Source organism: Sulfurimonas sp. HSL-1716, assembly GCF_039645975.1.
Taxonomy (GTDB): domain Bacteria; phylum Campylobacterota; class Campylobacteria; order Campylobacterales; family Sulfurimonadaceae; genus Hydrocurvibacter; species Hydrocurvibacter sulfurireducens.
Map to the genome: position 1 here is coordinate 306,273 of NZ_CP147918.1, position 26,922 is coordinate 333,194.

Genomic DNA, 26,922 nt, shown 5'->3' on the forward strand with positions numbered 1-26,922 from the left:
TTAAAACAGGCATGATTATAATAGAGAAAATATGCAAAAAGTAGAGTTACTTTCTCCGGCTGGAAATTTAGAAAAACTTCGTATTGCCATCGATTATGGTGCCGATGCCGTTTACGGCGGTGTGAGCCACTTTTCGCTTCGAATACGTTCGGGCAAAGAGTTTTCCTTTGAAGAGTTCAAAGAGGGGATAGACTACGCCCACTCGAAAGGAAAGAAGGTCTACGCGACCATAAACGGTTTTCCTTTTAACTCTCAGCTTTCCCTTTTAAAAAAACATATACTCAAAATGGCGGAGCTCGGTCCCGATGCCATCATCGTAGCGACGCCTGGAGTGCTGAAGCTATGCAATGAACTCGCGCCGCATATCCCGCTTCACCTTTCGACTCAGGCTAACGTTCTGAACGTTTTGGATGCAAAGATCTATTATGATATGGGTGCGCGCCGTATTATCGCTGCCCGCGAAATATCCTTAAAAGATCTGTGCGAGATAAAAAAAGAGCTTCCCGATCTGGAAGTAGAGGTGTTCGTGCACGGTTCCATGTGTTTTGCATACAGCGGAAGATGTCTGATATCTACGCTGCAAAGCGGCCGGGTTCCAAACCGCGGAAGCTGCGCTAACGACTGTAGATTTCCGTATGAGCTCTATGCGGCGAATCCCGAGACGGGAACACTTTTCAGACTCGAAGAGGATCCGGGCATCGGAACGTATATCATGAACTCAAAAGACCTGAACCTCGCTTCGCACATCAAAGAGATACTCGACAGCGGGTGTGTGGATTCACTCAAGATAGAGGGGCGTACAAAAACTTCATACTATGCGGCCGTTACGGCGAAAGCTTACCGTATGGCCATAGACGATTATTATGCAGGCTGTTATGAACCGGATAAATATCAGCATGAGCTTGAATCCATGCAAAACCGCGGGTATACAGACGCGTATCTTATAAGCCGTCCGTTTGAAAAGCATGACGGGCAAAGCCTTGATTTTACCATGCAGATGGGAACGCATCAGGTGAGCGGGATGGTCACGTTAGAGGGAACGCACTTTATGTGTAAATATAAAACTCTGCCCGATGAAGAGCTGGAGATCGTAGCACCTCTTGGATCTAAAATAGCAGAGGTGGATAACGAAACAGGAACGATCTATCAAAGAGACGGCAGATGGTATATGCGCCTGAAAAAACTGGTTGCAGAGAACAAGAAAGTCTGGGATGAAGTCCACAGCGGAAACTTAAACCCTATTGAACTGCCGACAATACTTCCGCCGTATACTTTTTTAAGGATACCGGCAGACGGCGATATGGGAACCCACCCGAAAATTTAATTTTACATGTAAGGAAAAAAATATGAAGTTTGTTTCGATAATTATCGGCAGTAAAAGTGATTTTGAAGTCATGAAGTCTTGTGCGGACACGTTTGAGGCATTTGGCGTTAACTACGAGCTTGTTATCTCATCGGCTCACCGTTCTCCCGAGCGTACGAAAGAGTATGTGGAAAATGCAGAGAAAAAAGGTGCGCAGGTGTTTATCGCCGCTGCCGGTATGGCTGCGCATCTGGCGGGCGTACTTGCCTCAAAAACGGTCAAGCCTATCATCGGCGTGCCTATGAGCGCATCGGCTCTCAGCGGCATAGATGCACTTCTTTCGACTGTCCAGATGCCGGCTGGAATGCCTGTTGCTACAGTAGCCATAGGAAAAGCCGGTGCTATCAACTCCGCATATCTGGCGATGCAGATACTTGCTCTTGAAAACGAAGATTTAAGAGTAAAGCTAAAAGAGGATAGAATAGCAAAAGCTAAAAAAGTCGAGATGGACTCTATGGAGATAGAGACTATTCTTTAATACCTTGAGCTACCAAAAGGGATCACTATGAGTTTAAATTGGATGAGTATTGAAGAGTATGCGGATCTGACAGGACTTGAACTGCTTGCTATCGAGGAGTTGATAGCAAGGGATAAGCTCGTAAGCAAGATCGAAAACGGTCAGACCTATATTGACCCTTCAAAAGGCGCCAGCGAAATAGTTCCCTCGGAACTGCAAAACGTGACAAAATCAAATACTCCCGGGATGACGGTTCCTGCACAGTTCGTCGAAAAGACGATAGGAACCATCATCAACCTTCATGAAAGAGTCCTTGACGCAAAAGACGAAACGATAGAATCGATCAAAAACGAGAATATGTTCTTAAAAGAAGCTCTCGCATCGCTTCAAGAACTTTACGAAGAGGACAGAAAAACCATAGAGACTCTGACGGATCAGTTGAAGCTTTCTCAGCAAGAGGTAGAGTTCTTAAGAAGAAAATATAAGCTGATGTGGGGGAAAGTCGTTGAGAACTACTCAACAACCGATAAAGAATGACGATTGATGAAGCATGTGTGGGTTGTATTATCAACCAAAGTTTAAAAGTAGCCAACGCTATAAAAGCCGATGAGGCCTTGACGCAGAAACTGGTCTCTGAAGTCACGAAAAGCTCTAAAGATTTTTCGTTTTCGCTTACTCCTCCCGAAGTGGCGACGGGTGTTTACGAGATGATGTCCGTCATCGCCGAGAAGCAAGACCTTTACGATGAGGTAAAGAGTCATTCTACGCAAAAAGCTCTCTCTTTCGTTCCTTTTTTACAATATAAGATAGACAACTCCAAAGATAAACTTTTAACCGCCGTAAAAGTCGCGATCGCGGGCAATGTGATAGATCTTGCTGCGGAAGTGGAGTTTGATCTTGCCGATGAAGTGGAAAAGATATTCGACACCCATTTTAATCAGGATGATTTTGACAAACTGAAAGCCTCTTTACAAGAAGCAAAAACACTGCTTATAATCGGAGATAATGTAGGCGAGCACATCTTCGATCATCTTTTTATACAGACGCTCAAAGAGCTTTATCCGCTTCTTTACATCTCCTATATGGTAAGAGGCCGCCCCATCATAAACGATGTGACGATGAAAGAAGCCGAAGAAGCCGGGTTTGACAAGCTGTGCAACCTTGTGGACAGCGGTGTGGACACTCCCGGTTTTATTTATGACAGAGCCAACGAAGAATCGAAAAAACTTTTTGACAGTGCGGATCTGGTCATTGCAAAAGGGATGGGAAACTATGAGTGTCTAAGCCCGGCGTGCAGAACGAATCTGACATATCTGTTAAAAGTAAAATGCAGCGTCGTAGCTTCGTCTTTAGATAAAAATATCGGCGATATCGTTTGTAAAATGGTATAAGGAAGAACGATGAGATTCAAAAAAACGCTCCTTTACGCAATGATCGTATCGGCTTTTTTCGCCTGCAGTGCGATAGCAAGTGAAAACCGTATCAGTTACTCCCTCTCTTTGGTCGGTATGAGCATGGATTATAAAGAACATAGCTCCGGCGGCGTGCTTTTGGACAGTGAAGACTCCAACCTCGGCGATATATCGGGATATGAGATGAGTCTTGGGTATATCTTCAGCAGATATGCGCGAAATCAGGATGAGATAGGGATAAGCCTTATGCAGCTTGCAGGCAAATCGACGTATAAGGGTTCCGTCTTGGGAAGCGGTGATCCGTACGGCAGTCTCATCAGTACTACAAGCAACAGCTTTATAGATACCAGTATAGATTACAGACATACATATTTTTATAAAAGATATCTTTCTTTTGTTTACGGGATCGGGTTTGGATACCATGCATGGGAGAGAAAGCTTTCATCTGTTCAAAAAGAGCTGTATGAGTGGTATTCTTTTCGTCCCATGCTGGGGGTGGATGTAAAGTATAAAAAGATGCAAGCAGGTATATCCGCGGAGTATCAGTACGGTTTTCACACCAGAATGCACTCCTCGAATCCTTCGCTCGGTTTTATTCTCGGCGGTGCCGATATATTTGAAGTGGCCGTTCCTGTAACTTATAACTATAGGGATAATATGGCTTTCTTTATAAAGACCGTTTTTTCAAAACAGACAATCGGAAAATCCGATTATGTCAGCAGCGGCGGCAATACATACTATGAACCAAGCAGTACGAGCAATGACGTTTATGTCAAATTGGGAGCCGTGTTCAAGTTCTAGGCTTTCTTTTTATCGGCTGCTAAAAGCGATTCGAGAGGTTTTGTCTGTTTTTGCTGCGCATCGAGTATCATTTGTACCAACGCGTTGCCGTTTACGGGAAGCGTTTTTTTGTCGCTGTCCAGACCGTTTTGCATCTCTTCGAGCAGTTTCTTCTTAAAATCCGCTACCAGTTTTTCGATCTTTTTCATCACTTCGGGAGAGTCTCCGAGCTCTTTTATCAGTTTTTCTTTATACTCTTCGGCCTGCTTTTCGATCTTTTCCATATTGAGATCGGCTAAAAACTGTGCGGCACCTTTTGTATGCAGGTCTTTTAGAAACTTAGAGACGTCATCGGATTGTTTTTCAGTGTCGGCGGTTTGTGTCTTGTCGCCTTTATATGCGGCGTTAAAAGCGTTCCAAAAAGCCGTAATGCTTGCTTTTGCTTCTTCTGAGGTATATGCTCCGTCTTTTGGATTTAAATGGTTTTGAACCTGAGTATCGAGATAGGCATAATCCATTTTTGTCGGTGTATAGGGCTTGCCGTTTAGCATAGAATCAAGACGCGCGGGATCGAAGGTGAGCATCATCGCCGTCATCCTGTCTTTATCGCTTAGTGAATTCATCGCGCTAATGTAGGCATCTTTTACCTCTTGAGGCATGTTGCTTGGAACTATGGACATCTTTTTTGCGGCCCCGACTTCTGTTGATCCGTCGTTATTGAAATCGAACTGTTCTTTGTCGTGCATCAAAAGGTTATATGCACCTTCATTGCTTAGCGAGTTGATGTCGATTCCATCCGCCAGACCGGAATATTTCTGCAGGGTCGTAAGTTCGCTAGATGAGAGGCTTTGCAAAAAATCTTTGGCGTTGGAGAGCTTTACATCCGCCTCTTGCGCTTTGTTGAAGATCGCTTCGAACTTCTGGGCATATGGGGCTTGATACTCTTTTCTCCCTTGGGACGGCCGGTAGTTTTGCATCGTTGTTAAGTAGTTTTGGTAAGCAGCACCTGTTTCCATGACAGCTCCTTTTCATAGCAAAAAACAAGCAAAAAATATTCCATAAAAGTTGTTTTTGCACAAAGAGATTTTCTAAAACATAAGCCTTTTTGGCTATAATTTCGTAATTTATTTGCGAGGCAGTTATGATTACTTTTAGCGAGATGTTACTAAAACTACAAGAGTTCTGGATGAAAGAGGGGTGCAATATCGTTCAGCCTTACGATATCCCTGCGGGTGCGGGGACGTTCCACCCTGCAACCTTTTTGCGTTCACTTGATTCAACTCCATGGTCTGTCGCATATGTGGCGCCTTCGCGCCGTCCGACTGACGGTCGTTACGGAGAGAATCCGAACCGTCTTGGAAGCTACTATCAGTTTCAAGTTCTCATAAAACCGAGTCCGAAAAACATTCAAGAGCTTTACTTAAAGAGTCTTGAATATCTGGGTCTAAACGTAGCCGACCATGACATCCGTTTTGTCGAAGACAACTGGGAATCTCCGACGCTGGGCGCGTGGGGCCTTGGCTGGGAAGTATGGCTAAACGGGATGGAAGTCACTCAGTTCACCTATTTTCAGCAGGTAGGCGGTGTGGCGTGCGATCCCGTAGCGGTGGAGATAACATACGGAACCGAACGTCTTGCTATGTACCTTCAAGGTGTTGATACAGTATTTGACATCGTCTGGAACGAGAACGAATACGGCAAGACGCTTTACCGCGATATCCATAAAGAGGGCGAGATAGAGTTTAGCAAATACAACTTCGAAGTAGCGGACACGGCGATGCTTTTTGCAGAGTTCGAAGCTAAATCGGCGGAGTGTAAAAAAGCGCTCGATGCGGGTCTTCCTCTACCTGCGTACGATCTTTGTATGTCGGCTTCGCACACTTTTAACACACTCGATGCAAGAAAAGCGATATCTCAGGCAGAGCGCCAAAACTATATCCTAAAGATCCGCGAACTTTCGCGCGGATGCGCACAGCTTTATAAAGATCAGGAACAAGAGCGCATAGCCAGAGTCAAAGCGTAAGCTCTCCTACAGGTTATGATACAGCAGGTTCGGGACGCTCTTTTAAGCTGGTACGAAAAACACGGACGCCATGAGCTTCCGTGGAGAAATACCGAGGATGTGTATCATATCTATCTCAGCGAGGTGATGCTTCAGCAGACTCAGGTCAAACGGGTTATGGAGGAGTATTATCCCCGATTCTTAGAGAAGTTTCCCACGCTTGGCGCGCTTTCTCTTGCAAAAGAGGAGGAGGTGCTCGCGCTTTGGAGCGGGCTTGGCTACTATTCAAGGGCGAGAAACCTCCACGCCACTGCAAAACTCTGTCCAAATACGCTTCCAAAGACACAAAAAGAGCTCGTAAAACTTCCCGGCATCGGGCGTTATACCGCAAGTGCTATCTGCAGTTTTGCTTACCATCAAAGAGTCGGGGTCGTAGATACGAACATCGAGCGCGTCATCAAGCGTTTTTTCGCTCACCATGAACAAAGTGATGCTCTCATCTGGCAAAGTGCCGAAGAGTTCGTGAACCCCGTTTATCCGACTCTGCATAATCAGGCTTTGATGGATCTGGGCTCGCTTGTCTGTACGGCGACCAACCCAAAGTGCGGCGAGTGTCCGCTTGAGCCTGCATGCAGAGGTAAAGAGGAAGCGGAATTTTACACGCGCAGGCAGAAAAAAGTGTATGAAGCACTTGAACTCTTTTACGGAATAGCCGTGCAGGAGGGTAAAATAGCTTTGAAGATCTCGAAGGGTCCGATGTATAAAGGGATGTTGGAACTTCCCGCCGTCGAACCCATAGAAGAAGACTTCATAGCCGAGTTTAAACACTCCTATACGAAATACAGACTCACCGTCAAACTGTACAAACTTGCAGAGGTGCAGGATGATGTCCTATGGTTTGAAAAAGATGCGCTTAAAGACGCACATATCTCTTCGCTAACAAGAAAGGTACTTAAATATTTAGAGGATATCGGATGACGCTCATAGGACAGATCGAGACTATCCTTTTTGAAGACGAGGGTTTTTTCATTGCACGTTTAAAAAACGGCGATAAAGTAAGCGGGACCTATTTTGAAAGCGAAGTCTCGCACTTAAAAGGTGCGGCTATCACCTTAAAAGGGGAGTGGGAAGAGCATAAGAAGTACGGCAGAACGTTCAAGTTTGAATCTTTGCGGGTCAATCAGAACGAACTTTTTTTCTTTTTAAACCGTATCGTAAAAGGGTTTACGAAAAAACTTTCCGCCGAACTCATCGAGAAGTTCGGAGATGAGGGGTTAGTCGATATCCTTGATAACGATATCGAGCGGCTGCTTGAGTTTAGCGGCATCAAAGAGAAGCGTCTTAAAAAGATCCAAGACTCTTGGAAGAAATTCCGATCTATGAGGGAACTCGGAGAATTTTTAAGTCCATACGATGTAAGCCCCGTGCTTCTGACCACCATTGCTACAGCCATGAAAGATGTTGCAGAGCCTTCAAAGCGTATCAAAGAAAATCCGTACGTACTGACGAGTATCAGCGGCATCGGGTTTAAACGTGCCGATGAACTGGCCTTGAAGATGGGAGTGGAGAAGGAATCGGATAACCGCATAAGTGCTGCGATGGACCATGCTCTTTTAAACTACTGCGAACAGCAGGGTAACAGCTGTGTTCAAAAGAGGGTGCTTTTTTCACTGCTTGACGAACTTCTTGAGTTTCATGACAGAGACGCTCTTTATGAGGCTGCGCTTATCGAGCGTGTCGGCGAGCAGAGTATAGTGCTGATGAAAAACGACAGGGTCTCGCCAGCGAGACTTTACGACGCCGAGAAATTTCTGTATGATGATTTCACTTCCCGTGCAAAAGCCGATCTCGGCGTCTTAAAAACCGATCTGGACGAGTTTTTGGCAAAGAGCGATTTGCAGCTTGGCGAAGAGCAGAAAGAAGCGGTGAAAATCGTCAATCAGGGTGCCGGTATACTCTTTTTGGTAGGGTATGCAGGAACAGGTAAAAGTACGACTTCAAGGACGATACTCAATCTTTTGAATACGCGTTACGCAGAGATCATGACCTGTGCGCTCAGCGGCATAGCTTCGCAGCGCATCGCCGATACCACCGGCTATGAGAGCGCCACGATACAGTCTCTTTTGGTAAGGTTCGAAGATAAAGACGAGTTTCCCTACTCCGTACTGCTTATAGACGAAGCTTCGATGATAAACTCCTCTTTGTTCGCCAGACTTGTCTCAAAAGTGAAAAAAGAGTGCGTACTTATCATCGTCGGCGACGATGCACAGCTTCCTCCCATAGGTGCAGGCAATGTACTAAGCGATGCGCTGACTCTGGAAATCGCGCCCATAGTAAAACTCACCAAGATATACCGCCAAAGCGAAGAACAGGCGATCACTCTCATAGCAAACGATATCCGTCAGGCGATTGTACCGCCGTACCGCCAAAAGTACGATGATTTTGAGTTCATCGATGTTTCCATACCCAACTATTATGCGCAGAAAAACTCTCTTTCGCAATCGGAGTTTTCAGCTTTGAGAGAGGAAAATTCTGCCGATATCCTAGCGACAATCATGCATGAAGTCGTAAAGGTGATACAAAAGGCAAGACTCAGACTCACTAACAAAGAGATAAGTTCCTATCTGAACTATTTTCAGGTAATAACACCGATGAAAGGCGGAACGCTCGGGGTAGACAATCTCAACAAAGTGCTGCAGGAGTATTTCAATCCAAATCCCAAAAAGTATGTAAAACGAGGCGGTGCGGAGTTTCGTCTGATGGACAAAGTCGTGCATACAAAAAACGAAAACATGACCTCATGGAGCGCCGAAGATTTCAAAGACGGCGAAGAATCAAAAGAAAGAAGGGTCTTTAACGGGATGAGCGGTCTACTTTTCCGTATAGACGAGGACGAGGAGCAGATTTATGTGTACTACCCCAACGAGGATATGGTGGTTCAGTACGAATATGAACAGTTAAAGACCCTTCTGATGCTTTCATATGCCCTGACGATCCATAAGGTCCAAGGGATGGAGTATGACATCGTCGTGATGCCCATTACTTTTTCTCACTATATCATGCACAATACAAAGCTCATCTATACGGCGATCACGCGGGCAAAGCACAGATGTATCCTCATCGGAGAGAGCGGCGCGTTCGAATCTGCATGCAAAAGAGTGGACGTAACGAAGCGCGATACCGTACTCTTAGAGCTATAAAATCCTGTTTTTGTGAGAGTTTAAAGATATATTCAAGATTTTCAAAGCGGGGTATGGCTACCATCAACACTGAACGTTTCTTATAAAGAGGTCGGAATATGTCTAAAAAAAGACGTGTATGGGAACAAAACGATTTAGACGCGGCAAATATTGCTATGTCGGTCATAGATCCTAACGGCTCGATATTATTGTTCAATAAACAATTCGAGGCCTTCTTTGACGGTAAATTCAAAGAGTTAAGTAAGAAAAATTGGTTCGATCTCTCATTGTCGACCGAAAAAAAGAGTATTGCAGATCTATTTAAGCGCGCCATGTCGGATGAGCCTGCTGCTGTTGCAATGCTGCATGAATTGGAAATAGTCGAAAAATACGCGGCAGAACTAATCACTTGGAGAATTTTTGTACTTCGCGATAAAGAGACCTCCATCGAAGGTGCATTATGTCTCGGTACAAACACTACAAAACAGGCGAAGATTGCCGAAAGTCTGCATCTTGAATCCGAAGAGCAGCGTGCGCTCAATTCGATTTTAAGTATTAGCCTGCAGAGTATCCCTTTAAAAGAACAATTACAACAGGTACTGGAAATACTTCTGTCTCTGTCATGGCTAACGATAAGCAAGACAGGCGGAATTTTCTTAGTCGATAACAATAGCGACACTCTTGTGCTTACGGTAGAGCACGGACTTCATCCCGCACTGCTGAGCGCGTGTGCGCGCGTGCCTTTTGGTCACTGTTTATGCGGCCGTGCCGCTGCCAGCAAAGAGATCCAGTATGCCGCGTGTCTGGACAAAAGACATGAGATCACATATGAGGGTATTGAGCCTCATGGTCATTATAATGTGCCTATTTTATCAGCTAACGGCGTCCTTGGGGTGATCGTCTTATATTTAACGCATGGACATAAAAAAGATGAAAGGGAGATAAAGTTTCTCGGTAGTGTCGCAAATACGCTGGCCGGTTTGATCGAGCGCTGTCATACGCAAGATGCTTTGTCTCTCAGTCTGTCAAAATTGGCGCAGGCGCAGCAGATCGCGCATCTTGGAGGATGGGAATGGGATATTACCGAAAATAAAATCTATTTTTCAGATGAAGCCGCAGATGTTATGGGTAATGCCAGATATAAAAAAGTTATGGGTCTGGAAGATTTTTTGGAGATCGTTTATCCCGACGACAGACCGATGGTACAAAGAGCTTCTGAGGAGGGGCTTAAGGGAAATGATCTAAATCTCGACTATCGGATACAGCAGTTGGACGGATCTGTGAGGAACTTGCAAACGCAGGCAAAACCTACATATGATTCCAGCGGCAAGATCATCGGTTTGAGCGGAACAATGCTTGATATCACAAAACGCAAACAGATGGAAGAGCGTCTCCGTCAGTCTGCTGCGGTCTTTGAAAACACGACAGAAGGTGTCATCATTACCGATGCCGACGAAAAGGTTATCTCTATAAACAAAGCGTTTGTTGATATCACGGGGTATAAAAATGAAGATATCATAGAAAAAGCCTCCTCTTTTTTTAAATCAAGTAGACATGATGAAAAATTTTATAGTGATATCTGGGAAACAGTTTCTAAAACAGGCAGCTGGCAGGGAGAGATATGGAGTAAACGTAAAAACGGCGATATCTTTCCTTTATGGCTCAATATAAGTGTCGTTAAAGATTCTAAAGGGGGCATAGTGAATTATGTCTGGGTCTTTTCCGACATAAGTGCCATGAAAGAATCCGAACAAAAACTTGATCATCTGGCCCATCATGATCCGCTTACCGGACTGCCGAACCGATTGTTGTTAAATGCACGAATGAGCCAATCCCTCTCAAGGGCCCGCCGCAACAAGAACAAGATAGCCGTTATGTTCCTTGATCTTGACCACTTTAAAAATGTCAATGATACATTGGGACATCCGGTAGGAGATATGCTGCTCCAAGAGGTGGCGGGTCGTCTGCTTGATTGTGTAAGAGAGGAGGATACGGTATCCCGTTTAGGTGGAGACGAATTTACCATTGTTCTTGAAGAGCTTCATGATTCGCATTTTGCCAGTGATGTCGCCCAAAAAATAATTATGAAACTGGCTGAAAAATACACTCTTCAAGAACATGAAGTATTCGTCACCTGCAGTATCGGAATAAGTCTTTTTCCCGATGACAGCGAAGACAGTATCACTTTATTTAAAAATGCGGACAGTGCCCTTTACCGTGCTAAGGAACAGGGACGAAACATGTACCAGTATTATACGCAAGAGCTTACTCTTTATGCAATGCAGAGAATGCAGATGGAAAATGATCTGCGGCACGCTCTGGAGCGCAAGGAACTGCTTGTATATTATCAGCCGCAGATCGATCTTAACAGCGGGCAGATCATAGGTATGGAAGCGTTACTGCGCTGGCAGCATCCAGAAAAAGGGTTGATATTGCCCGATAATTTTATTCCGCTTGCAGAAGAAACCGGATTGATCATCCCTATCGAGCAGTGGGTGCTGCATACGGTTTGCAAGCGTTTAAAATCATGGTTTGACGAAGGTCTGCCAAAAATGAGAGTAGCGGTAAATTTGTCTTCTGCCCAGTTTAATCAGCAAAATCTTCCCGAGATTATTACCAAAGCGCTTCATGAGAGCGGATTGGAAGCAAAATATCTGGAACTTGAATTGACCGAGCGGATAGTTATGAAAGATGCAAAAAGATCCGTTGAAATGTTGAACAAACTCAAAAAGATCGGAATAACATTTTCAATAGACGATTTCGGAACGGGCTATTCTTCGCTTAGCTATCTTAAGAAGTTCCCGATAGACCGGATTAAGATCGATCAGTCCTTTGTTCAAAATATAACTTCGGATCCCGAAGATGCCACTATCTCGCAAGCCATTATATCAATGTCTCACGGCATGCATCTAAAAACGGTAGCCGAAGGGGTAGAAACTTTAGAGCAGCAGGAGTTCTTACGATCGCGGAATTGTGATGAAGTGCAGGGGTTTTATTTTAGTCATCCTCTGCCTGAACAGGAGATGCAGCACCTTTTGCAAAGCGGAAATAAGATAGATACGAATTGATGATGAGAAAAGCGCGGTACTGTACTTTTAGAACTTTAAATGGTAAAATCTCACTTTCTTTTTATACTCTTCATCGCTTAACAGGATAAAGCAGTCCCCTCCTAAGGGATAGCTCCAGGTTCGAGTCCTGGTGGGGAGACCACCTATTTTAGGCTGTCACAACTTTTTTCGATTCTTGTACTTTTGTAATTGTGTCCATTCAAGGAATAAAGTTTGCTTTGTGAGTTTATATCAATTTATATACAAGAAGGTCTAAATAATGTCAGAATTGGGAAAAATGTTAATACAGGCCAATTCTTTATTAAAGGCCGGCAATCACCTTCAAGCAGCACAAGTATATCAAACTATTTTGCATTACCAGCCGACAAACAAACTGGCAAAAAAAGGACTCAAGAACGCCGCAAAAAAAATCCGTCCTTCTGATACTCCGACACAAAAAGAAATTGATATCGCACACGGTTTATACAATAACAAACAGTTTCAAGAAGCACTCATTTACCTTGCCGATTTAATTGAAAAGTATCCCCATGAACCTCAATTTTATATGCTTGCCGGTGCTATCTATGCAGATTTGGGAAAATTCGAGCAGGCTGTTGCATTACAAAAGCAGGCTCTTAGTATTGATCCCCTTTTCACGAGAGCTCATAACTGCATGGGAATCGCCTTATACGAACTCGGATATACGAATGAGGCGATTACATGTTATCAAGAAGCACTCAAAACCGATTCTCACTTTTTTCCTGCATTAAACAATCTTGCACAATCATTAAAAAGTGCCGGAAAGATCAGTGAAGCCGTCACATGCTATGAAGAAGCGATCAAATTAGAACCAAATCATGCAATGCTTTACAGCAATCTCGCTACAACATTAGAACTCTCGGGCAAGCTTGAAGAGGCTATACAGCATTACAAAAAAGCTTTACTTCATGAGCCTGAGAACCAGATCATTTACAGTAAAATGCTATTTGCTCTCTCATACTCCCAAGAACAATCTTCTAAAAGTTATCTTGAAGAAGCGCGTCGTTTTGGCCAAATTATTAATCGGCAGATCAAAACATCCTTTAACCGATGGTCCTGCAATGAAGCAGCGCAAAAACTCCGTATCGGTTTTGTTTCAGGTGGTTTACGCCGCCATCCTATCGGTTTTTTTATCGAAAGTATTATGAAACAGATGAAACCACTGAACATAGAACTCATTGCATACGACAGCAGTTTAAAAACAGATGACCTTACCGAACGGATAAAGCCGTATTTTGAAAAATGGCATTCGATCTCCGGTATTAATGACAAAGATGTCGCTTCGATGATTCATAACGACAAAGTTCATATTCTTGTTGATCTTGACGGACATACGGAGCATCACAGGCTGGCAATATTTGCATACAAAAGTGCTCCGGTGCAAATTTCATGGCTTGGGTATCATGCAAGTACGGGAATTGAGCAAATCGATTACCTTCTCGCAGATCCGGTATCGATCCGCTCGGAAGATCAGCCCAATTATCTTGAAAAAATCCACTACATTCCGGATACACGTTTTTGCATGACTCCTCCGCTTGGCGCCATCGAAGTAGCGCCGCTGCCGGCGCTCTCTAATGGCTATATAACATTTGGCTGCTACCAAAAGCTATCTAAAATAAACGACTCTACACTAGATCTCTGGGGAGCAATTTTGAATGCATTGCCTAATGCAAGATTGAGACTGCAAAACAGTGCATTGAGTGACATGACAATTCAAGAGGAGATAAAAAACAGGCTGCATGATTCCGGAGTCGACCTTGCACGGGTAACTCTCCAGCCGTCGCTTAACTATGAAGATTACTTGGCATCTTATGACAAAGTAGACATCTTGCTCGATACTTCTCCCTTTACCGGTGCTACAACGACCAGTGAAGCGCTTTGGATGGGTGTGCCGACGTTAACATTAGAAGGTGATCTTCTCGTTTCGCGCCAAGGCGTGTCTATTATGCAAGCAGCAGGCCTAAACGAATGGGTTGCAGGTGACCAGACGGATTATCTTAACAAGGCGGTTGAATTCGCTTCGAATATTGATGCACTTTGCACTCTTCGCCATGGTTTAAGGGATCAGGTCAAAGCCTCTCCTCTCTATGATTCTGAGCGTTTTGCAAAAAATCTTGAAAAAGCGTTTTGGGAAATGTGGAGAGAAAAAGGCATACCCGCCTTGGCAGCTCAACAATAATTGCGGCAGCCCATAAGTCTTTATTTTTTTTGTTTTTTAGGGTAATATCTTAAAAAGAGATGATGTAATGAATATATAAAAAGTGGATGCATGAAAGATTTAATTAAACTATTAGAAGAGAACAAGTTGGCACATTTTCAATTTGACGAAGAAAATAGCAGGTTGCTCTACACTCATGAAATAGGAACCCCCATACATAAAGATGATTTTCAAAGATTGATACAGCTCTTAAAAAAGAACGAGATCAAACATGATGATATAGGTATGGACGTGATCCTGATACAAAGAGATTAGGCCCTATACAGCAGGACTTGAAAGGGTATTATATATGACGGCTCTGTTTCGTCCGTCGGCTTTGGCTTTGTAAAGAGCTTCATCGGCACATCTGTAAATGTTTCTTATGTTGTCCGCAAACTCCTCTTCGATTATAATTATTCCCATAGATACGGTCAGATATCTGCTTGCGTTATTTTTACTATGTTCTATTTTTTCACTTTCTATTTTTTTTCTTATAGTATCGGCAAAAGAGAAGGCTTTGGATCGATTCTCCTCCGTATATAAGATACCAAACTCCTCGCCGCCGAGTCTAAAAGCCATATCGCCTGCCCTTTTCAAAGATCTTTTTAAATGTCTGGCAACTGTTTTTATGGCCATGTCGCCTGCCTGATGTCCATAGGTGTCATTGTATTGTTTGAAGTAATCTATATCCAAAATAATAAAAACGGGCGTCTGTTTTGCTCTCAATTGAATTTTCAAAAAATTATTAAAGATATCGTCAAAATGTCTTCTGTTGTATAAAGAGGTTAGGGCGTCCGTTATGGTCAGCTCTTCTATTATGTCGATATATTCTCTGTTCTTATTGTAAAAAACCCTATTGATATAGATTATGAACAAAATAGATAACAGACCGACACATAAAATAATGACAGAGAGTTTTCTGTTCTTTTTTAATTTTTTCTCTAAATTACTATGTAAGAGTTGTAAATTTGAATCATACAGAGTTCTTATGGAATCGAGATCGTTTGTCATTAAAGTGAAAATATTATCTGTTTCAAGTGCAGTTTTGTCCTCTTTGGACAGAGTAGCGCTTACAAGTGCAGCAACTTTGTTTTGCGTCTGCATAATATTTTTGCGAACTCGTTCAAGGAGGGCGATATCCTCTTTTTTCTGCATAAAAAGCTTGTTATAATCCAGCTTGTTCAATCTGTCTTTGATCTTGATCTGCAGGGTAGACAGCTGTTCTTTTTGCTCCGGTGTTAAAGTTTTACAGTGCATGCCTAGCGTTATTGCTTTTATCTGCCGGTTGTATTCCATAAGCTCAGGAAGGAGATAAACTACATTGTCCATCAAAACATAAGAGCTTAGATAGGGATCCAAAATAAGCTTGTAACGAAAAGCGATATTATTTGAAAAGAGCATAAAATCGTTTATCATATGAGTAAAGTATTCATCTCCTTTATCAGTGAGCGGGGTGTTTTTTGTTTTTTTCACATATTGCAGCAATTCGCTTTTTAAGGAAATATCTTTTTGAAGGATCAGTAAAATATTTTCCAGTGAAGTCAGATCTTTGGAAATATTTTCTTTTAAAGTTTCTATTGATTTTTCATTTGGATCTTTTATGCAGCTCAGATCTCTTAATGCTTGGATATCAAAAACGGTTTTTTCTATTCGTGATATGACCTTTAATCCTCTTATCTCGTAAGAGACGAAGTCCACATCATCTTGTACATGCAAAAATGCATAAGAAGAGATGATCAGGATACCTAAAACAGGCACTAACGTTATGAAAATAAAAAAGTACAGAGTTCTTCTCTTTTTCTCTTTGTTCAAGTTCTTCATAACTATCGCTTCTCTTTATCAGGTGTAGTAAAACTGAGTTATTCTTAATAAATCTTATCACAAAATACTTAATTAATATTTTGTTGATTTAAAATAATGCAACAAGTTCACTTATATTGTTGTTTTTTATGATATCATAGTGCCGATTTCATTGAAGGATGTTGTTATGCAAGAGTATATTCTCAAAAGTGATGATTTTTTAGTCTCACAAACGGATGAAAAAGGTATTATCCTTTTTGCAAACGATGATTTTTGCAAAATAGCAGGATACGGTATAGATGAGCTAGTCGGCAAGAATCATAACATAGTAAGACATCCTGATATGCCAAAAGCGGCATTCAAAGGTCTTTGGGACACGGTAAAGACCGGAAGAGTCTGGCATGGCTATGTGAAAAACAAGACTAAAACCGGCGGGCATTATTGGGTTTATGCGACGGTGTACCCGATGTATGACGAGATAAGAAAAGCCAAGACCTATCTCTCTTGCAGAAGAAAGCCGTCTGAAAAAGAGATACAAGACGCACAAAATCTATATAAAACTTTACAATAGGATAGATATATATGAACAAATTGCAAAAAAATGCGGTAACGGGTGCGGCGTTTGGTCTCTTGATACTCTCTTTGATATTTATCGATTCATTATGGGTTCATGTTCTTTTGACGGTCGCGGTACTGGGTGTAATAGTGGTTATGCAAAATTCATCGGCTTCAAGCGCCAGATCGGGCACAATGGAAAAACTTGAAGAGATCGACGAACTTTTGGATTTTGAAAGGAATAAGGTAGAGATAGCAAAAGATACGCAAGACGAACTTGAAAAAAGTCTGAACAAGCTGCTTTTAAAATATGAAAAGATCGTTTTGGACGATACCAAAGTGGCGGGAGAAATGGTGCTGCTTACCGACAAGGTCTCTAAAGGACACTATTCATGCAGGATCGGTGCGGATACAAAGACTCCGTATGTTCATGTATTGAGAAACAGCATGAACAACATGCTCGATTCCGCGGAAAAAAACTTGGACAATGCGATAACAACGCTTAAAAATTTTGCCGGCGGAGATTTTAAAGCGCGCAGCAACGTAAACGTGGAAGCTAAAATGGCGGAGCTTTTGGAAAATATAAACAGTCTGGGACAGTCGCTTGAGGATATGCAAAAACAAAATGAGGATTCAAATCAGCAGATCATCGAATCCGCAAATACCTTGAACAGTACCATCGAAAATATCACAAATACGACGATCGTAGATTTTAAAGATATGATAAACTCGATCGTCGAGCGCATACACGACGTATCTCAAAAAGAGAATGAGATGGTCGGTCATCTTCAAGCACTTGTACAAAATGCCAATGATACGAAGGTTATACTACAGACTATCGGCGATATAGCCGAACAGACAAATCTTTTGGCTCTCAATGCCGCTATCGAAGCCGCACGTGCAGGCGAACATGGACGCGGTTTTGCCGTTGTCGCCGATGAGGTCAGAAAGCTTGCCGAGCGTACGCAAAAAAGTCTGGCGGAAACCTCTGCCACTACGAATGTGCTTATTCAGTCTATCTCCGATAGTTCCGATGCGTTAAACAAAAATGCCGATGAGGTAAATGAGATCTCCGATGACGTGAGTGCGGTCAGCACTAAAATGGATGAGATCATAGATATGTTGAAGAGCTTAAGCAAATAGAGTATTTAACTGCTCTTAAAGAAGATGCCCCATCTCGTCGCGCTTGACATGCAGATAGTTCTCATTGTGTTTGTTGGGTTTGATGACGATCGGGATGCGTTCGACTATCTCTACATTTTCGATTGAGTTTATTTTTGTCGGATTGTTCGTCAGAAGTCTTATCTTTTTAATTCCGAAATGGTTGAGTATGAACGTTACCATCTCATATGTTCTTTCGTCTGCGGCAAAACCCAGCTGATGGTTCGCTTCTATCGTATTGAGTCCTTTGTCCTGCAGGGCGTAGGCGTTTATCTTGTTAAGAAGACCGATATTGCGTCCTTCCTGGCGAAGATAGATAACCATACCGCCCAGATCCTCTGCCATTTTCAGCGCGACTTCGAGCTGGTCTCTGCAGTCACATTTTAAACTTCCTATCGCATCGCCTGTCAAACACTCTGAGTGAACACGGACGACAGGCGTATCTTCTAAAGGTTCTTTATAGATGACGAGATGTTCTTTGTTTCCCTCTTTGAAGGCTTTTACTTTAAAATTTCCAAAGCGGGACGGTAGATTTGCTACCTCAGATATGGTTATTTTCATTTATTTTAACTTTAAATAGATAGAATTAGATAATATTTTCAAAATTATATCCAATAATGATAAAGGTACTATTATGTTTCAGCGTTTTCGTAGAACAAGACTAAATCCGCATCTCCGCAAATTGGTAAGGGAGACAGATGTAAGCGTCGATGATTTCATATATCCGCTTTTTGCGCGTTCAGGAGAAGGTATAAAGACGGAAGTTGCTTCCATGCCGGGCGTTTATCAGATGAGTATAGACGAGATAGTAAAAGAGTGCGCGGGGTTAAAATCACTCGGTATCTACTCGATCATACTTTTCGGTATTCCCGATGTGAAAGATTCGATAGGTTCGGATGCCTTAAGCGAAAACGGCATCATAGCCCAGGCGGTTCGTGCCGTGAAGAGCGCGCATCCGGACATGTTCGTCGTGACGGACCTGTGTTTTTGCGAGTATACCGATCATGGACACTGCGGCATCATCGACCATATCCATGAGACCGTCGACAACGATTCGACTTTGGAGATCTCCGCGACGCAGGTGCTTGTGCATGCAAAAGCGGGAGCGGACATGATAGCGCCTTCGGGGATGATGGACGGTATCATAGAGACTCTTAGAAATACCCTTGACAGCAACGGTTTTGAAAACCTGCCTATCATGAGCTACTCTACGAAATTCGCGAGCGGATACTACGGACCGTTCCGTGACGTGGCCGAATCCGTTCCCTCTTTCGGGGACCGTTCTACCTATCAGATGGATCCGGCCAACAGACGTGAGGCGATCGCCGAGAGTATTGCCGATGAGATGCAGGGAGCCGATATCTTGATGGTAAAACCTGCACTTGCGTATCTCGATATCGTCAGAGACATCAAAGAGAACACGTCGCTGCCTCTGGCGGTTTACAACGTAAGCGGAGAGTATGCGATGCTAAAGTATGCGGGAGCGAACAATCTTATAGACTATGAACGCGTCGTAATGGAGACAATGGTGGCTTTTAAACGTGCAGGTGCAGATATAATAATCTCTTATCATGCCAAAGAGGTGGCAAAGATACTTGCAAACGGATAGACTTATCTCTATCAAAGTTACTTATGAATAAAATAATCGTATTGTTCGATAATTAAAGGAAGTATTTAAATGAAGCATTTTTTAACGCTCAAAGATTTTACGAAAGAGGAGATTTTAGAGATCATTAATCTTGGGCTGGAAATAAAAAAAGATCTGAAAAACGGGATACATAAAGACTATATGTCCAAAAAAACGTTGGCGATGATCTTTGAAAAAAGCTCTACAAGAACACGCGTGAGCTTTGAGACGGGAATATACCAGCTCGGCGGACATGGTCTGTTTTTGTCAAACCGTGATATCCATCTCGGACGCGGCGAACCCGTAAAGGATACTGCGCGCGTTATCTCGAGTATGTGCGACATGGTTATGATCAGAACTTTTGAACACTCCAAGATAGAGGAGTTCTCCTCATATTCAAAAGTACCCGTGATAAACGGGTTGACCGATTCATATCACCCCGTACAGCTTTTAGCGGACTATATGACCATGATCGAGTACGGTGTAGCAGAAAATACTGTCGTAGCATATATCGGAGACGGAAACAATATGACCCATTCATGGCTTATGCTTGCGAGCAAACTTGGTTTTGAACTGCGCATCGCGACGCCGAAAGGGTATGAAGTGGATTCGAAGGTACTAGAAGACGCCTATGCGTTCGCAAAAAAAAGCGGGGCAAAGATATTTGTGTCAAACGATCCTAAAGAGGCGATAAGAGGTGCGAACGTCGTTACGACGGATACATGGGCGTCGATGGGACAGGAGAGTGAAAAAGAGCAGAGAATCAAAGACTTCAAAGGGTTTATGGTAGACGATCTGATGATGTGTATAGCCGATAAAAACGCTAAGTTCCTGCATTGTCTTCCCGCTTATAGAGGTCAGGAAGTGAGCGAATCGGTTTTAGAAGGACACAGCGATATCGTGTTTGATGAAGCAGAAAATCGTTTACATGCGCAAAAAGGTCTGATGGTCTGGCTGGATCGTCAAAGAGGCGGTTCTAAATAGTTTAGAGCCAGCCTTTAGAGTCTTTTAAAATAGCCTCATTGCTTGTATTGTATGCTTGTATGATGAGCGAGATCAGCTTTGTCCCTCTATCGAAATAATTATTTGAATCTACGCTGATTGCATCTTTAGAAAATTTATCTTCGGTAAGTTCGGTATAGTCTTTAGCCGCTTGATAGACGGCTTCTATCTCCTCGGGCATATCTACAGAGCTCTCTTTTGGAAAATCGTGAATAAGTTTATTTATCTGTATCTTTAGTTTTTCATTGAATTTTTGAATCTCATGTATAAGCAGGGAGATATGTTCAAACTCCTCTTTTTTTATGTTTCCTTTTGCAGCGATCCCGGAACCGTACCCTCTTAACTGGCCTACATATTCGGTCATTGGGAGCATGATCTCCATCATGATAGAGGAGCTCTCTTTGGCAAAAGCATTCAGGTCCTTCGTATTTCTTTTGTTGACACTTTGCGCGAGCATCAAAATCTGCCCGATCTGTTCGCTGTAGTCGGCAAAAACGTCATTGGCATGCAGTTTGAGAGCTTTATTGTTAAGTTTGATAAGAGCTTGAGAGATAGAGGTCGCTCTACTGTTTATGACAGGGTCTGCGGCAATTGGAAGCGACTCCATAGTACCGATGGCTCTTTTCATCTCGTCTCTGCCGTTGTATATTAAAAGCAGAACCGTATCGTTGCCGTTGAGATAAGAGTTTGTCAGGCCTCTGGTTCTCTGAGTCGAGATCAATAAGTCTTTTAAAGCCCCGATATAAACGCTGTTTTCTGCTTGTTGTTTATTAGTAAATAAAGATTTCGCGTCCAAATTAAGTAATAAAAGAAATATTATGATCAAAATACGCATATTCGTATCCTCGGTCTATGGTGTCTAGTACGCGAGGGAGTCTATCATTATTTAAAATTGTATTTATTGACAAATATCAAGAAATACGGCAAAAATAGATACAATTTAGTTTGGCTGTGTTATTATTACTCTATATATTATAACTGTTTATTATTTAAGTACTAAGAGGACAAAGATGAAATATCTCTTATCAATGCTTTTAATTTTCTCTTTTGCAGATGCCGCAAAAGTCGTCGCTGTAGGTGAAAAATATAAGAGTTCATCCGATTGTCAAGCCTGTCACAACCATATTGTAAAAGAATGGAAAAACTCTTGGCATTTTAATTCCCACTACAAAAAAGATGAATATTTCAGAGCTTCCGTTGATTATGTCAGCAGAAAAACGCATAAAAGCCTCAACGCGATAAAGGTCGAATGTGCAACCTGTCACAATCCTCGTATCTCAGTAACAAGCACCGATACAGACTATGAAATAGCCGCCGTTTTGGGACTGGACAAGAATTCTAAAGTAAATAAAGCTGTTCATGACGATACCTTGAACGAAGGGATAAACTGCGTCGTCTGCCACAATATAGATAAGATATACAGCGAACTGGACGAATCGCACAGAGGAATGAACAGGGTTTCCTGGTCAAAAACAGGCCTGATGAGCGGACCTTTTAGCGATGCAAACTCTCCGTATCATAAAACGGAGTACAGAGAGTTCATGGATAAGGACCCAAATCAGCTCTGTTTTGTCTGTCATGCGAACGACCATACCGCTACGGGCAAGATCTTTATAAATATGCAAGAGGAATACAAAGGCGCTAAGGAAAAATGCGTCACCTGTCATATGGGTGAAAAGAGAGAACTTTACGCTTCAACGCTGAGAGTAGACAACGGTAAACCAAAAGCACGCCGGATCAGAGCACATGGATTTGAGGGGGCACATACGGGTTCTATGTGGAAAGATGCTTTAAAAGTAAGTGCGGATATCTCTGGAGACGATCTTGTCATTACTTTGAAAAACGATCTGCCTCATAACATACCAAGCGGGTTTGGTTCCCGTGAAGTCCTTATTGAGATAGAGTATAAAAATTTTAACGGGAAGGTCGGCAAGGATTTTGTATCGCTAACCAAACACTATTTGAGCAAATACAAAAAACCGACCATTCCCCATATGGCAGAGAGATCTTCTGCGGATGATTCGGTGCCTGCAAAAGGTGAAAAGGTCATAAAGATAAAATATAATAAAAAAGCGACGACAGCCGTGATTACGGTCTCATACAGACTGGTAAACGACGAAGTGAGAAAGATACTTAAGCTCAAAGATCCTGTCTGGTCGCAAAAAATGCCTATCGCAAAAGTATCCGTAAAATATTAGTATAAGATACCCGTAAGCGATCTCACTTTTTCTATAATATCGCCTGCCGCTTCTCTTGCTTTGACCGCGCCGGCATGCAGTATATCCCTTACTTCATCTTGATGGCGTGCATAATATTCGCGTTTTTGTCTGTAGGGCGCGTAGTATTCCCAGATCACCTCCGAGAGATAAAGCTTGAAGTGCCCGTGGCCTTCTCCTCCCTGTTTGTATCTCTGTTCCAACGCGATGCGCTCTTTGTCGGCTAAGAACAGTTTTGCGATGTTGTATACGTTACACCCTTCGTACTCCTTAGGTTCTTCCATAGGAACGTTTTGCGTTACGATCTTTTTGATAGTCTTTTGCTGCTGCTTTTCTTCACCAAAAATATTTATGGTGTTACCGTAGCTTTTTGACATCTTCTGCCCGTCGGTTCCAGGAACTGTCGCTACATTTTCATCGACTCTGTATTGCGGGATCTTTAAAACATCGCCGTAGGCATTGTTGAACTTTATCGCTATGTCGCGGGCTATTTCGACATGCTGGATCTGATCTTTGCCGACGGGGACGATGTCCGGCGAAAACAGCAAGATATCCGCAGCCATCAAGACCGGGTATGAGAAGAGAGAATGGTTTGTCGTAAATCCGCGTGCCGTTTTGTCTTTGTAGCTGTGGGCACGCTCCAAAAGACCCGTAGGCGTGAACGAAGAAAGTACCCAGTAGAGTTCCAAGACCTCTTTGACGTCGGACTGCACCCAAAACGTCGATCTTTGAGGATCTATGCCGAGCGCCAAAAAGTCTGTCGCCGCCTGCATGGTTAAGTGCTTTAATTTTTCACCGTCGTTTACCGTCGTCATCGCATGGTAGTTCGCAATGAAGGCAAATACTTCATTTTTGTCCTGTTCCTCTATCATGGGCTTTATCGAGCCGAAAAAGTTTCCGATGTGAAGATCCCCTGAAGGCTGGATTCCTGTAAAAACTCTCATTTCATTTCCATTTTTCAATTATTTTTTTGAAATTATATCCAATTCAGTTTCGGTGTGCTATTCTTTAGATAAATAAAGGCATTTTATCGCCTATATAAAGGATACATTATGAGTATACAAATCAGAGCAAAAGATTTAACATTGACAGATTCTGCAAAAGCGCATATAAACAGTGCCATCGATACGTTTCGTAAATATGGTCTTGATACGACAAGTTATAATGTAAATATTGCAAAAGAAAAAAAAGGTGTCAGCGTCGAATTTGATATACATATCGCACATGCACAACCGGTGGTCATCTCACAAAGCGACGAAGATCTTAACGTAGCGATCGATCTTGCGATAGAGCGAACGACAAAAGCGCTCCGCCGTCTTCACGATAAAGTGGTTTCGCACAAAGGGACCTCTTTACGTGATGTGGAAGTTGCCGAAGTTTAATAACTTATACTATAATACCGCCAAAACTTCTAGGCGGTATTTTGAAAAAACTCTTTCTCCTCTTTCTGTGTTTAATAAATCTTTATGCTCAAAACGATTATGATGTAAGGGTAGCTTACGGCCGTGCAGATGCAAATGATTTCGGCCAAATAATCAGCTCTCAGATAGCTCCCCATCATGCAAGTACGCATGTGATGATGGTGGATGCAGGGTATAAGATAGCCGAGAACGTATTTGATCTCCCGTTTGATATCTATATAAAAGGCGGATTTGCCAAGTTTCTAGAGAACGGTTACCAAAAAGACGTGTATGAGAACACGCTTTATTTTAAAGGATATTATAATTTTGATTTTTCACAAAACCGTGTCCGCTTCGGCGCGGCAGAGGGTGCGTCGTACACATACGGGATCATATATATCGAAAAAGAGGAAGCAACCAGAAATCGGGACAATAACTCGAATTACCTGAACTATCTGGAGCTCAGTCTGGATTTCGATATAGGCAGACTCCTGAAATACAAGCCTTTGAAAGATACGTATTTCGGAGTCGTTTTAAAACACCGTTCGGGCGTATTCGGGCTTGTCAATAACGTCAGGCACGGCGGCTCGAATTATGAAGCTCTTTATATAGAGAAAAACTTTTAAATCAAAACAGGGAGAAGCGTTATGTATAATTGGATAATCTGGTTTCATGTCATATCTTTTGTATCTTGGTTCGCGGCTATATTTTATCTGCCTCGTCTTTTTGTCTACCATAAAGAGCATGAAGACAATGCAGGATTTTTGGAAGTCGTGAAAATAATGGAGTACAAACTCTATAAATATATCGGAGTTCCGGCAATGTGGGCGACGATATTAAGCGGTGGTTTGATGATATACCTGTCAACCGGCGAGTACGGCGTCAATCTGTTTAAAACGGGAGGATGGCTGCACGCGAAACTGTTTTTCGTAGCACTTCTGATAGCTTATTTCATCTCGCTTGATGTTATACGTAAAAAACTGCAAAGCGGTACTTGCACCAAAACAGGGAAGTTTTTCCGGTTTTATAACGAAGTGCCGACCATACTGCTTCTTCTTATAGTTGCGATGGTCGTGGTAAGACCGTTTTGATCTTAACGAAGAGGGCTTTTTAAGCCCTTATTTTCCACCGCCCCGTTTTTTGGCTTTAAAAAGTACCGGGACGCCGCTAAAGTCAAATGCTTCGCGGAGCTTGTTCGTCAGATATCTTCTATATGTAAAGTGAAGTCCTTTTGGTTTGTTCATGATAAGTGCAATCCTCGGCGGTCTGGTCTCGTACTGCGTCGCATAATAGATACGGATGATCTGTCCGTGCATACTTGGCAGCTGATGGCGGCGCATTGCACGGTTAAGAACTTCGTTTAGTTCCGACGTCGATATGCGTTGAGAGAAGTTCTCGTTTATCTCTACGATCATATCAAGCAGTTTGTTTACGCGAAGATGGCTTTTTGCCGAGATCGTTATGATCGGAGCGTAGTGCAGAAACTTGAACCTGTCGCGTACCTCTTGGATGATTTTGTCGTAGTTTTCTCTGTCTGCGATATCCCATTTGTTTAAAACGATGATACAGGCGAGAAAATTTTTATCGACAAGACCTGCAATTTTTTCATCCAGGTCTATAAACGGATTTGAAGCATCCAAGACGACAAGAGCCATATTTGCGCTCTCGAGCATCTGCTCCGTTCGCATCAATGCGAACCTTTCTATTCCCTCTATCTTTCCGCGGCGGCGGATACCCGCGGTATCGACAAAGGTCAAGGTTTTGCCCTGATAGTCCACGCTTTCATCGATCGGGTCTATCGTAGTTCCCGCAACGTCGCTGACAACAGATCTGTCCTCTTTTAACAGAGCGTTGAGAAGAGAACTTTTTCCGACGTTCACACGGCCGATAATCGCTATTTTGATGTGATTGAGATCCTCTGGATCGAACTCTTTTATCATGTCGTTCATACCGAATATAGAGTCGTCATCCACCTCCTCTTCGTCAAAATCAACATATCCCTCTTCACTCTCTTCATCTTCTGGGACATAGTCGTAGACGGAGGGTTCGAACTCATCTTCCTCTTCGTCCGTTTCATCCGCTTCGATTATTTTGTCCTCATCGGGAAGAAGATCATATATCCACTCTATGAGCGGGTTTATGCTGCGGTTATGTGCAACGGAGATGCCGAAGATAAGATCGGTGCCGAACTCGTAGTAATCCCAGAGTTTCTCTTTTTGGCTGTCGTTGTCTATCTTGTTAACGACAAGGGCTACATCTTTGTTAAGTGATTCGAGCTGATAAAAAAGTTTTTTGTCGTTTTCATCGGGCAGGGTCTTACCGTCTACCATGTAAAGAATGATATCCGCTTTGTTTGCAGCTTCAAGCGATTTCTCTTTTATTTTGTCAAAAAGCTCACACCCTTTGTCCAGTCCGCCGGTATCAAGAAGTTCTACCTGTTTATCAAGTATCTGGGCTATGCGGCGTTTTACATCGCGTGTTGTCCCCGCTTGTTCGGATGTGATTGCATCCCGTTTTTTTAGCAAACGGTTAAATAGTGAGCTTTTTCCGACATTTGGCTGGCCGATAATGGCGATTTTTTTCATAGTGTCTCTTTGTATGTGATTAAAAACATTTTTATAAACAGTAAAAGATCCCAACGATTTGTAAAAATGTTTTTGAAGTTAAATATTTTGCGTAATTATA

25 protein-coding genes and 1 tRNA gene are annotated in these 26,922 nt (G+C 42.7%); 20 read left to right on the forward strand and 6 right to left on the reverse strand.

All coding sequences use genetic code 11. The features are described from left to right. Positions 1 to 31 precede the first annotated feature (31 nt). The 5 genes from WCY03_RS01670 to WCY03_RS01690 are packed head-to-tail and all read left to right on the forward strand — an operon-like array spanning position 32 to position 4,033. Complete coding sequence (locus tag WCY03_RS01670; RefSeq protein ID WP_345993264.1) at positions 32 to 1,324, forward strand: peptidase U32 family protein; 1,293 nt, start codon at positions 32 to 34, stop codon at positions 1,322 to 1,324. A gap of 22 nt (positions 1,325 to 1,346) precedes the next feature. After that, positions 1,347 to 1,841 (forward strand): 5-(carboxyamino)imidazole ribonucleotide mutase, encoded by a 495-nt coding sequence (gene purE / locus WCY03_RS01675; protein WP_345993265.1) that lies wholly within the window; start codon positions 1,347 to 1,349, stop codon positions 1,839 to 1,841. 27 nt (positions 1,842 to 1,868) lie between these two features. Continuing rightward, a complete protein-coding gene (locus tag WCY03_RS01680; protein ID WP_345993266.1) occupies positions 1,869 to 2,357 on the forward strand; it encodes a DUF3972 domain-containing protein in 489 nt (162 codons plus the stop codon). Continuing rightward, positions 2,354 to 3,211 carry an ARMT1-like domain-containing protein gene (locus WCY03_RS01685; protein WP_345993267.1) on the forward strand — a complete coding sequence of 286 codons (858 nt, stop codon included), beginning with the start codon at positions 2,354 to 2,356 and terminating at the stop codon, positions 3,209 to 3,211. The genes WCY03_RS01680 and WCY03_RS01685 overlap by 4 nt, the downstream gene beginning before the upstream one ends. Positions 3,212 to 3,220: 9 nt before the next feature. Continuing rightward, positions 3,221 to 4,033 (forward strand): hypothetical protein, encoded by an 813-nt coding sequence (locus WCY03_RS01690; protein WP_345993268.1) that lies wholly within the window; start codon positions 3,221 to 3,223, stop codon positions 4,031 to 4,033. Here the strand turns inward: WCY03_RS01690 and WCY03_RS01695 are convergent. After that, positions 4,030 to 5,028, reverse strand: coding sequence for a hypothetical protein (locus WCY03_RS01695; RefSeq protein WP_345993269.1), 999 nt, complete (start codon positions 5,026 to 5,028; stop codon positions 4,030 to 4,032). The two genes, WCY03_RS01690 and WCY03_RS01695, sit on opposite strands and share 4 nt — an antisense overlap. Before the next feature lie 125 nt (positions 5,029 to 5,153). Between WCY03_RS01695 and glyQ the strand changes: the two genes are divergently transcribed. The 7 genes from glyQ to WCY03_RS01730 all read left to right on the forward strand — a co-directional run bounded on the left by glyQ (position 5,154) and on the right by WCY03_RS01730 (position 14,752). Then, positions 5,154 to 6,035, forward strand: a complete 882-nt coding sequence (glyQ, locus tag WCY03_RS01700; RefSeq protein WP_345993270.1) for a glycine--tRNA ligase subunit alpha — start codon at positions 5,154 to 5,156, stop codon at positions 6,033 to 6,035. 15 nt (positions 6,036 to 6,050) lie between these two features. Continuing rightward, positions 6,051 to 6,992, forward strand: coding sequence for an A/G-specific adenine glycosylase (locus WCY03_RS01705; protein ID WP_345993271.1), 942 nt, complete (start codon positions 6,051 to 6,053; stop codon positions 6,990 to 6,992). Next, on the forward strand, positions 6,989 to 9,214 hold the full coding sequence (locus tag WCY03_RS01710; protein WP_345993272.1) for an AAA family ATPase: 2,226 nt from the start codon (positions 6,989 to 6,991) through the stop codon (positions 9,212 to 9,214). The genes WCY03_RS01705 and WCY03_RS01710 overlap by 4 nt, the downstream gene beginning before the upstream one ends. Positions 9,215 to 9,312: 98 nt before the next feature. Continuing rightward, positions 9,313 to 12,261, forward strand: coding sequence for an EAL domain-containing protein (locus WCY03_RS01715; protein WP_345993273.1), 2,949 nt, complete (start codon positions 9,313 to 9,315; stop codon positions 12,259 to 12,261). A 66-nt stretch (positions 12,262 to 12,327) separates the two neighbouring features. Continuing rightward, positions 12,328 to 12,403 (forward strand) — tRNA-Arg (locus WCY03_RS01720). A 117-nt stretch (positions 12,404 to 12,520) separates the two neighbouring features. Continuing rightward, on the forward strand, positions 12,521 to 14,458 hold the full coding sequence (locus WCY03_RS01725; RefSeq protein WP_345993274.1) for a tetratricopeptide repeat protein: 1,938 nt from the start codon (positions 12,521 to 12,523) through the stop codon (positions 14,456 to 14,458). 90 nt (positions 14,459 to 14,548) lie between these two features. After that, positions 14,549 to 14,752, forward strand: a complete 204-nt coding sequence (locus WCY03_RS01730; protein WP_345993275.1) for a hypothetical protein — start codon at positions 14,549 to 14,551, stop codon at positions 14,750 to 14,752. Positions 14,753 to 14,755: 3 nt separating this feature from the next. Here the strand turns inward: WCY03_RS01730 and WCY03_RS01735 are convergent, their stop codons facing one another. Then, entirely contained in the window at positions 14,756 to 16,297 is a 1,542-nt protein-coding gene (locus tag WCY03_RS01735; protein ID WP_345993276.1) for a GGDEF domain-containing protein, read from the reverse strand. Between the two features lie 166 nt (positions 16,298 to 16,463). Between WCY03_RS01735 and WCY03_RS01740 the strand changes: the two genes are divergently transcribed. After that, on the forward strand, positions 16,464 to 16,847 hold the full coding sequence (locus WCY03_RS01740; protein ID WP_345993277.1) for a PAS domain-containing protein: 384 nt from the start codon (positions 16,464 to 16,466) through the stop codon (positions 16,845 to 16,847). A gap of 11 nt (positions 16,848 to 16,858) precedes the next feature. Beyond that, entirely contained in the window at positions 16,859 to 17,974 is a 1,116-nt protein-coding gene (locus WCY03_RS01745) for a methyl-accepting chemotaxis protein (RefSeq protein ID WP_345993278.1), read from the forward strand. A gap of 15 nt (positions 17,975 to 17,989) precedes the next feature. Here WCY03_RS01745 and ribA read toward each other — a convergent pair whose 3' ends face one another. After that, on the reverse strand, positions 17,990 to 18,553 hold the full coding sequence (gene ribA, locus WCY03_RS01750; RefSeq protein WP_345993279.1) for a GTP cyclohydrolase II: 564 nt from the start codon (positions 18,551 to 18,553) through the stop codon (positions 17,990 to 17,992). 73 nt (positions 18,554 to 18,626) lie between these two features. On the opposite strand from ribA, the gene hemB reads away from it, so the two are divergent. Together hemB and argF are read left to right on the forward strand one after the other, a co-directional pair. Next, positions 18,627 to 19,601 carry a porphobilinogen synthase gene (gene hemB, locus WCY03_RS01755; protein ID WP_345993280.1) on the forward strand — a complete coding sequence of 325 codons (975 nt, stop codon included), beginning with the start codon at positions 18,627 to 18,629 and terminating at the stop codon, positions 19,599 to 19,601. Positions 19,602 to 19,670: 69 nt separating this feature from the next. After that, entirely contained in the window at positions 19,671 to 20,603 is a 933-nt protein-coding gene (gene argF / locus WCY03_RS01760) for an ornithine carbamoyltransferase (RefSeq protein ID WP_345993281.1), read from the forward strand. Between the two features lies 1 nt (position 20,604). On the opposite strand, the gene WCY03_RS01765 is transcribed toward argF, so the two are convergent. Continuing rightward, the gene (locus tag WCY03_RS01765) at positions 20,605 to 21,342 is read right to left on the reverse strand and encodes a nitrate- and nitrite sensing domain-containing protein (protein ID WP_345993282.1); all 738 of its coding nucleotides are present in this window, start codon (positions 21,340 to 21,342) and stop codon (positions 20,605 to 20,607) included. 289 nt (positions 21,343 to 21,631) lie between these two features. Here WCY03_RS01765 and WCY03_RS01770 point away from each other — a divergent pair, with 289 nt between their 5' ends. Continuing rightward, entirely contained in the window at positions 21,632 to 22,819 is a 1,188-nt protein-coding gene (locus tag WCY03_RS01770) for a hypothetical protein (protein WP_345993283.1), read from the forward strand. Here the strand turns inward: WCY03_RS01770 and trpS are convergent. Continuing rightward, on the reverse strand, positions 22,816 to 23,781 hold the full coding sequence (trpS, locus tag WCY03_RS01775) for a tryptophan--tRNA ligase (protein ID WP_345993284.1): 966 nt from the start codon (positions 23,779 to 23,781) through the stop codon (positions 22,816 to 22,818). The genes WCY03_RS01770 and trpS overlap by 4 nt on opposite strands. Before the next feature lie 108 nt (positions 23,782 to 23,889). Here trpS and raiA point away from each other — a divergent pair, with 108 nt between their 5' ends. Genes raiA through hemJ form a run of 3 tightly spaced genes read left to right on the forward strand, consistent with a single transcriptional unit; the run spans position 23,890 to position 25,328 of the window. Continuing rightward, complete coding sequence (gene raiA, locus WCY03_RS01780) at positions 23,890 to 24,219, forward strand: ribosome-associated translation inhibitor RaiA (protein WP_345993285.1); 330 nt, start codon at positions 23,890 to 23,892, stop codon at positions 24,217 to 24,219. A 41-nt stretch (positions 24,220 to 24,260) separates the two neighbouring features. Next, on the forward strand, positions 24,261 to 24,863 hold the full coding sequence (locus WCY03_RS01785; protein ID WP_345993286.1) for a hypothetical protein: 603 nt from the start codon (positions 24,261 to 24,263) through the stop codon (positions 24,861 to 24,863). A 21-nt stretch (positions 24,864 to 24,884) separates the two neighbouring features. Next, positions 24,885 to 25,328: a protoporphyrinogen oxidase HemJ gene (gene hemJ / locus WCY03_RS01790; protein WP_345993287.1), complete on the forward strand. Its 444-nt coding sequence runs from the start codon at positions 24,885 to 24,887 to the stop codon at positions 25,326 to 25,328. 27 nt (positions 25,329 to 25,355) lie between these two features. Here hemJ and der read toward each other — a convergent pair whose 3' ends face one another. Continuing rightward, positions 25,356 to 26,822 carry a ribosome biogenesis GTPase Der gene (der, locus tag WCY03_RS01795; RefSeq protein ID WP_345993288.1) on the reverse strand — a complete coding sequence of 489 codons (1,467 nt, stop codon included), beginning with the start codon at positions 26,820 to 26,822 and terminating at the stop codon, positions 25,356 to 25,358. Positions 26,823 to 26,922 lie beyond the last annotated feature (100 nt).

Coding starts and splice junctions, on each gene's coding strand:
- WCY03_RS01670 (WP_345993264.1), top strand. CDS start 32: ATGCAAAAAGTAGAGTTACTTTCTCCGGCTGGAAATTTAGAAAAACTT.
- purE (WP_345993265.1), top strand. CDS start 1,347: ATGAAGTTTGTTTCGATAATTATCGGCAGTAAAAGTGATTTTGAAGTC.
- WCY03_RS01680 (WP_345993266.1), top strand. CDS start 1,869: ATGAGTTTAAATTGGATGAGTATTGAAGAGTATGCGGATCTGACAGGA.
- WCY03_RS01685 (WP_345993267.1), top strand. CDS start 2,354: ATGACGATTGATGAAGCATGTGTGGGTTGTATTATCAACCAAAGTTTA.
- WCY03_RS01690 (WP_345993268.1), top strand. CDS start 3,221: ATGAGATTCAAAAAAACGCTCCTTTACGCAATGATCGTATCGGCTTTT.
- WCY03_RS01695 (WP_345993269.1), bottom strand. CDS start 5,028: ATGGAAACAGGTGCTGCTTACCAAAACTACTTAACAACGATGCAAAAC.
- glyQ (WP_345993270.1), top strand. CDS start 5,154: ATGATTACTTTTAGCGAGATGTTACTAAAACTACAAGAGTTCTGGATG.
- WCY03_RS01705 (WP_345993271.1), top strand. CDS start 6,051: ATGATACAGCAGGTTCGGGACGCTCTTTTAAGCTGGTACGAAAAACAC.
- WCY03_RS01710 (WP_345993272.1), top strand. CDS start 6,989: ATGACGCTCATAGGACAGATCGAGACTATCCTTTTTGAAGACGAGGGT.
- WCY03_RS01715 (WP_345993273.1), top strand. CDS start 9,313: ATGTCTAAAAAAAGACGTGTATGGGAACAAAACGATTTAGACGCGGCA.
- WCY03_RS01725 (WP_345993274.1), top strand. CDS start 12,521: ATGTCAGAATTGGGAAAAATGTTAATACAGGCCAATTCTTTATTAAAG.
- WCY03_RS01730 (WP_345993275.1), top strand. CDS start 14,549: ATGAAAGATTTAATTAAACTATTAGAAGAGAACAAGTTGGCACATTTT.
- WCY03_RS01735 (WP_345993276.1), bottom strand. CDS start 16,297: ATGAAGAACTTGAACAAAGAGAAAAAGAGAAGAACTCTGTACTTTTTT.
- WCY03_RS01740 (WP_345993277.1), top strand. CDS start 16,464: ATGCAAGAGTATATTCTCAAAAGTGATGATTTTTTAGTCTCACAAACG.
- WCY03_RS01745 (WP_345993278.1), top strand. CDS start 16,859: ATGAACAAATTGCAAAAAAATGCGGTAACGGGTGCGGCGTTTGGTCTC.
- ribA (WP_345993279.1), bottom strand. CDS start 18,553: ATGAAAATAACCATATCTGAGGTAGCAAATCTACCGTCCCGCTTTGGA.
- hemB (WP_345993280.1), top strand. CDS start 18,627: ATGTTTCAGCGTTTTCGTAGAACAAGACTAAATCCGCATCTCCGCAAA.
- argF (WP_345993281.1), top strand. CDS start 19,671: ATGAAGCATTTTTTAACGCTCAAAGATTTTACGAAAGAGGAGATTTTA.
- WCY03_RS01770 (WP_345993283.1), top strand. CDS start 21,632: ATGAAATATCTCTTATCAATGCTTTTAATTTTCTCTTTTGCAGATGCC.
- trpS (WP_345993284.1), bottom strand. CDS start 23,781: ATGAGAGTTTTTACAGGAATCCAGCCTTCAGGGGATCTTCACATCGGA.
- raiA (WP_345993285.1), top strand. CDS start 23,890: ATGAGTATACAAATCAGAGCAAAAGATTTAACATTGACAGATTCTGCA.
- hemJ (WP_345993287.1), top strand. CDS start 24,885: ATGTATAATTGGATAATCTGGTTTCATGTCATATCTTTTGTATCTTGG.
- der (WP_345993288.1), bottom strand. CDS start 26,822: ATGAAAAAAATCGCCATTATCGGCCAGCCAAATGTCGGAAAAAGCTCA.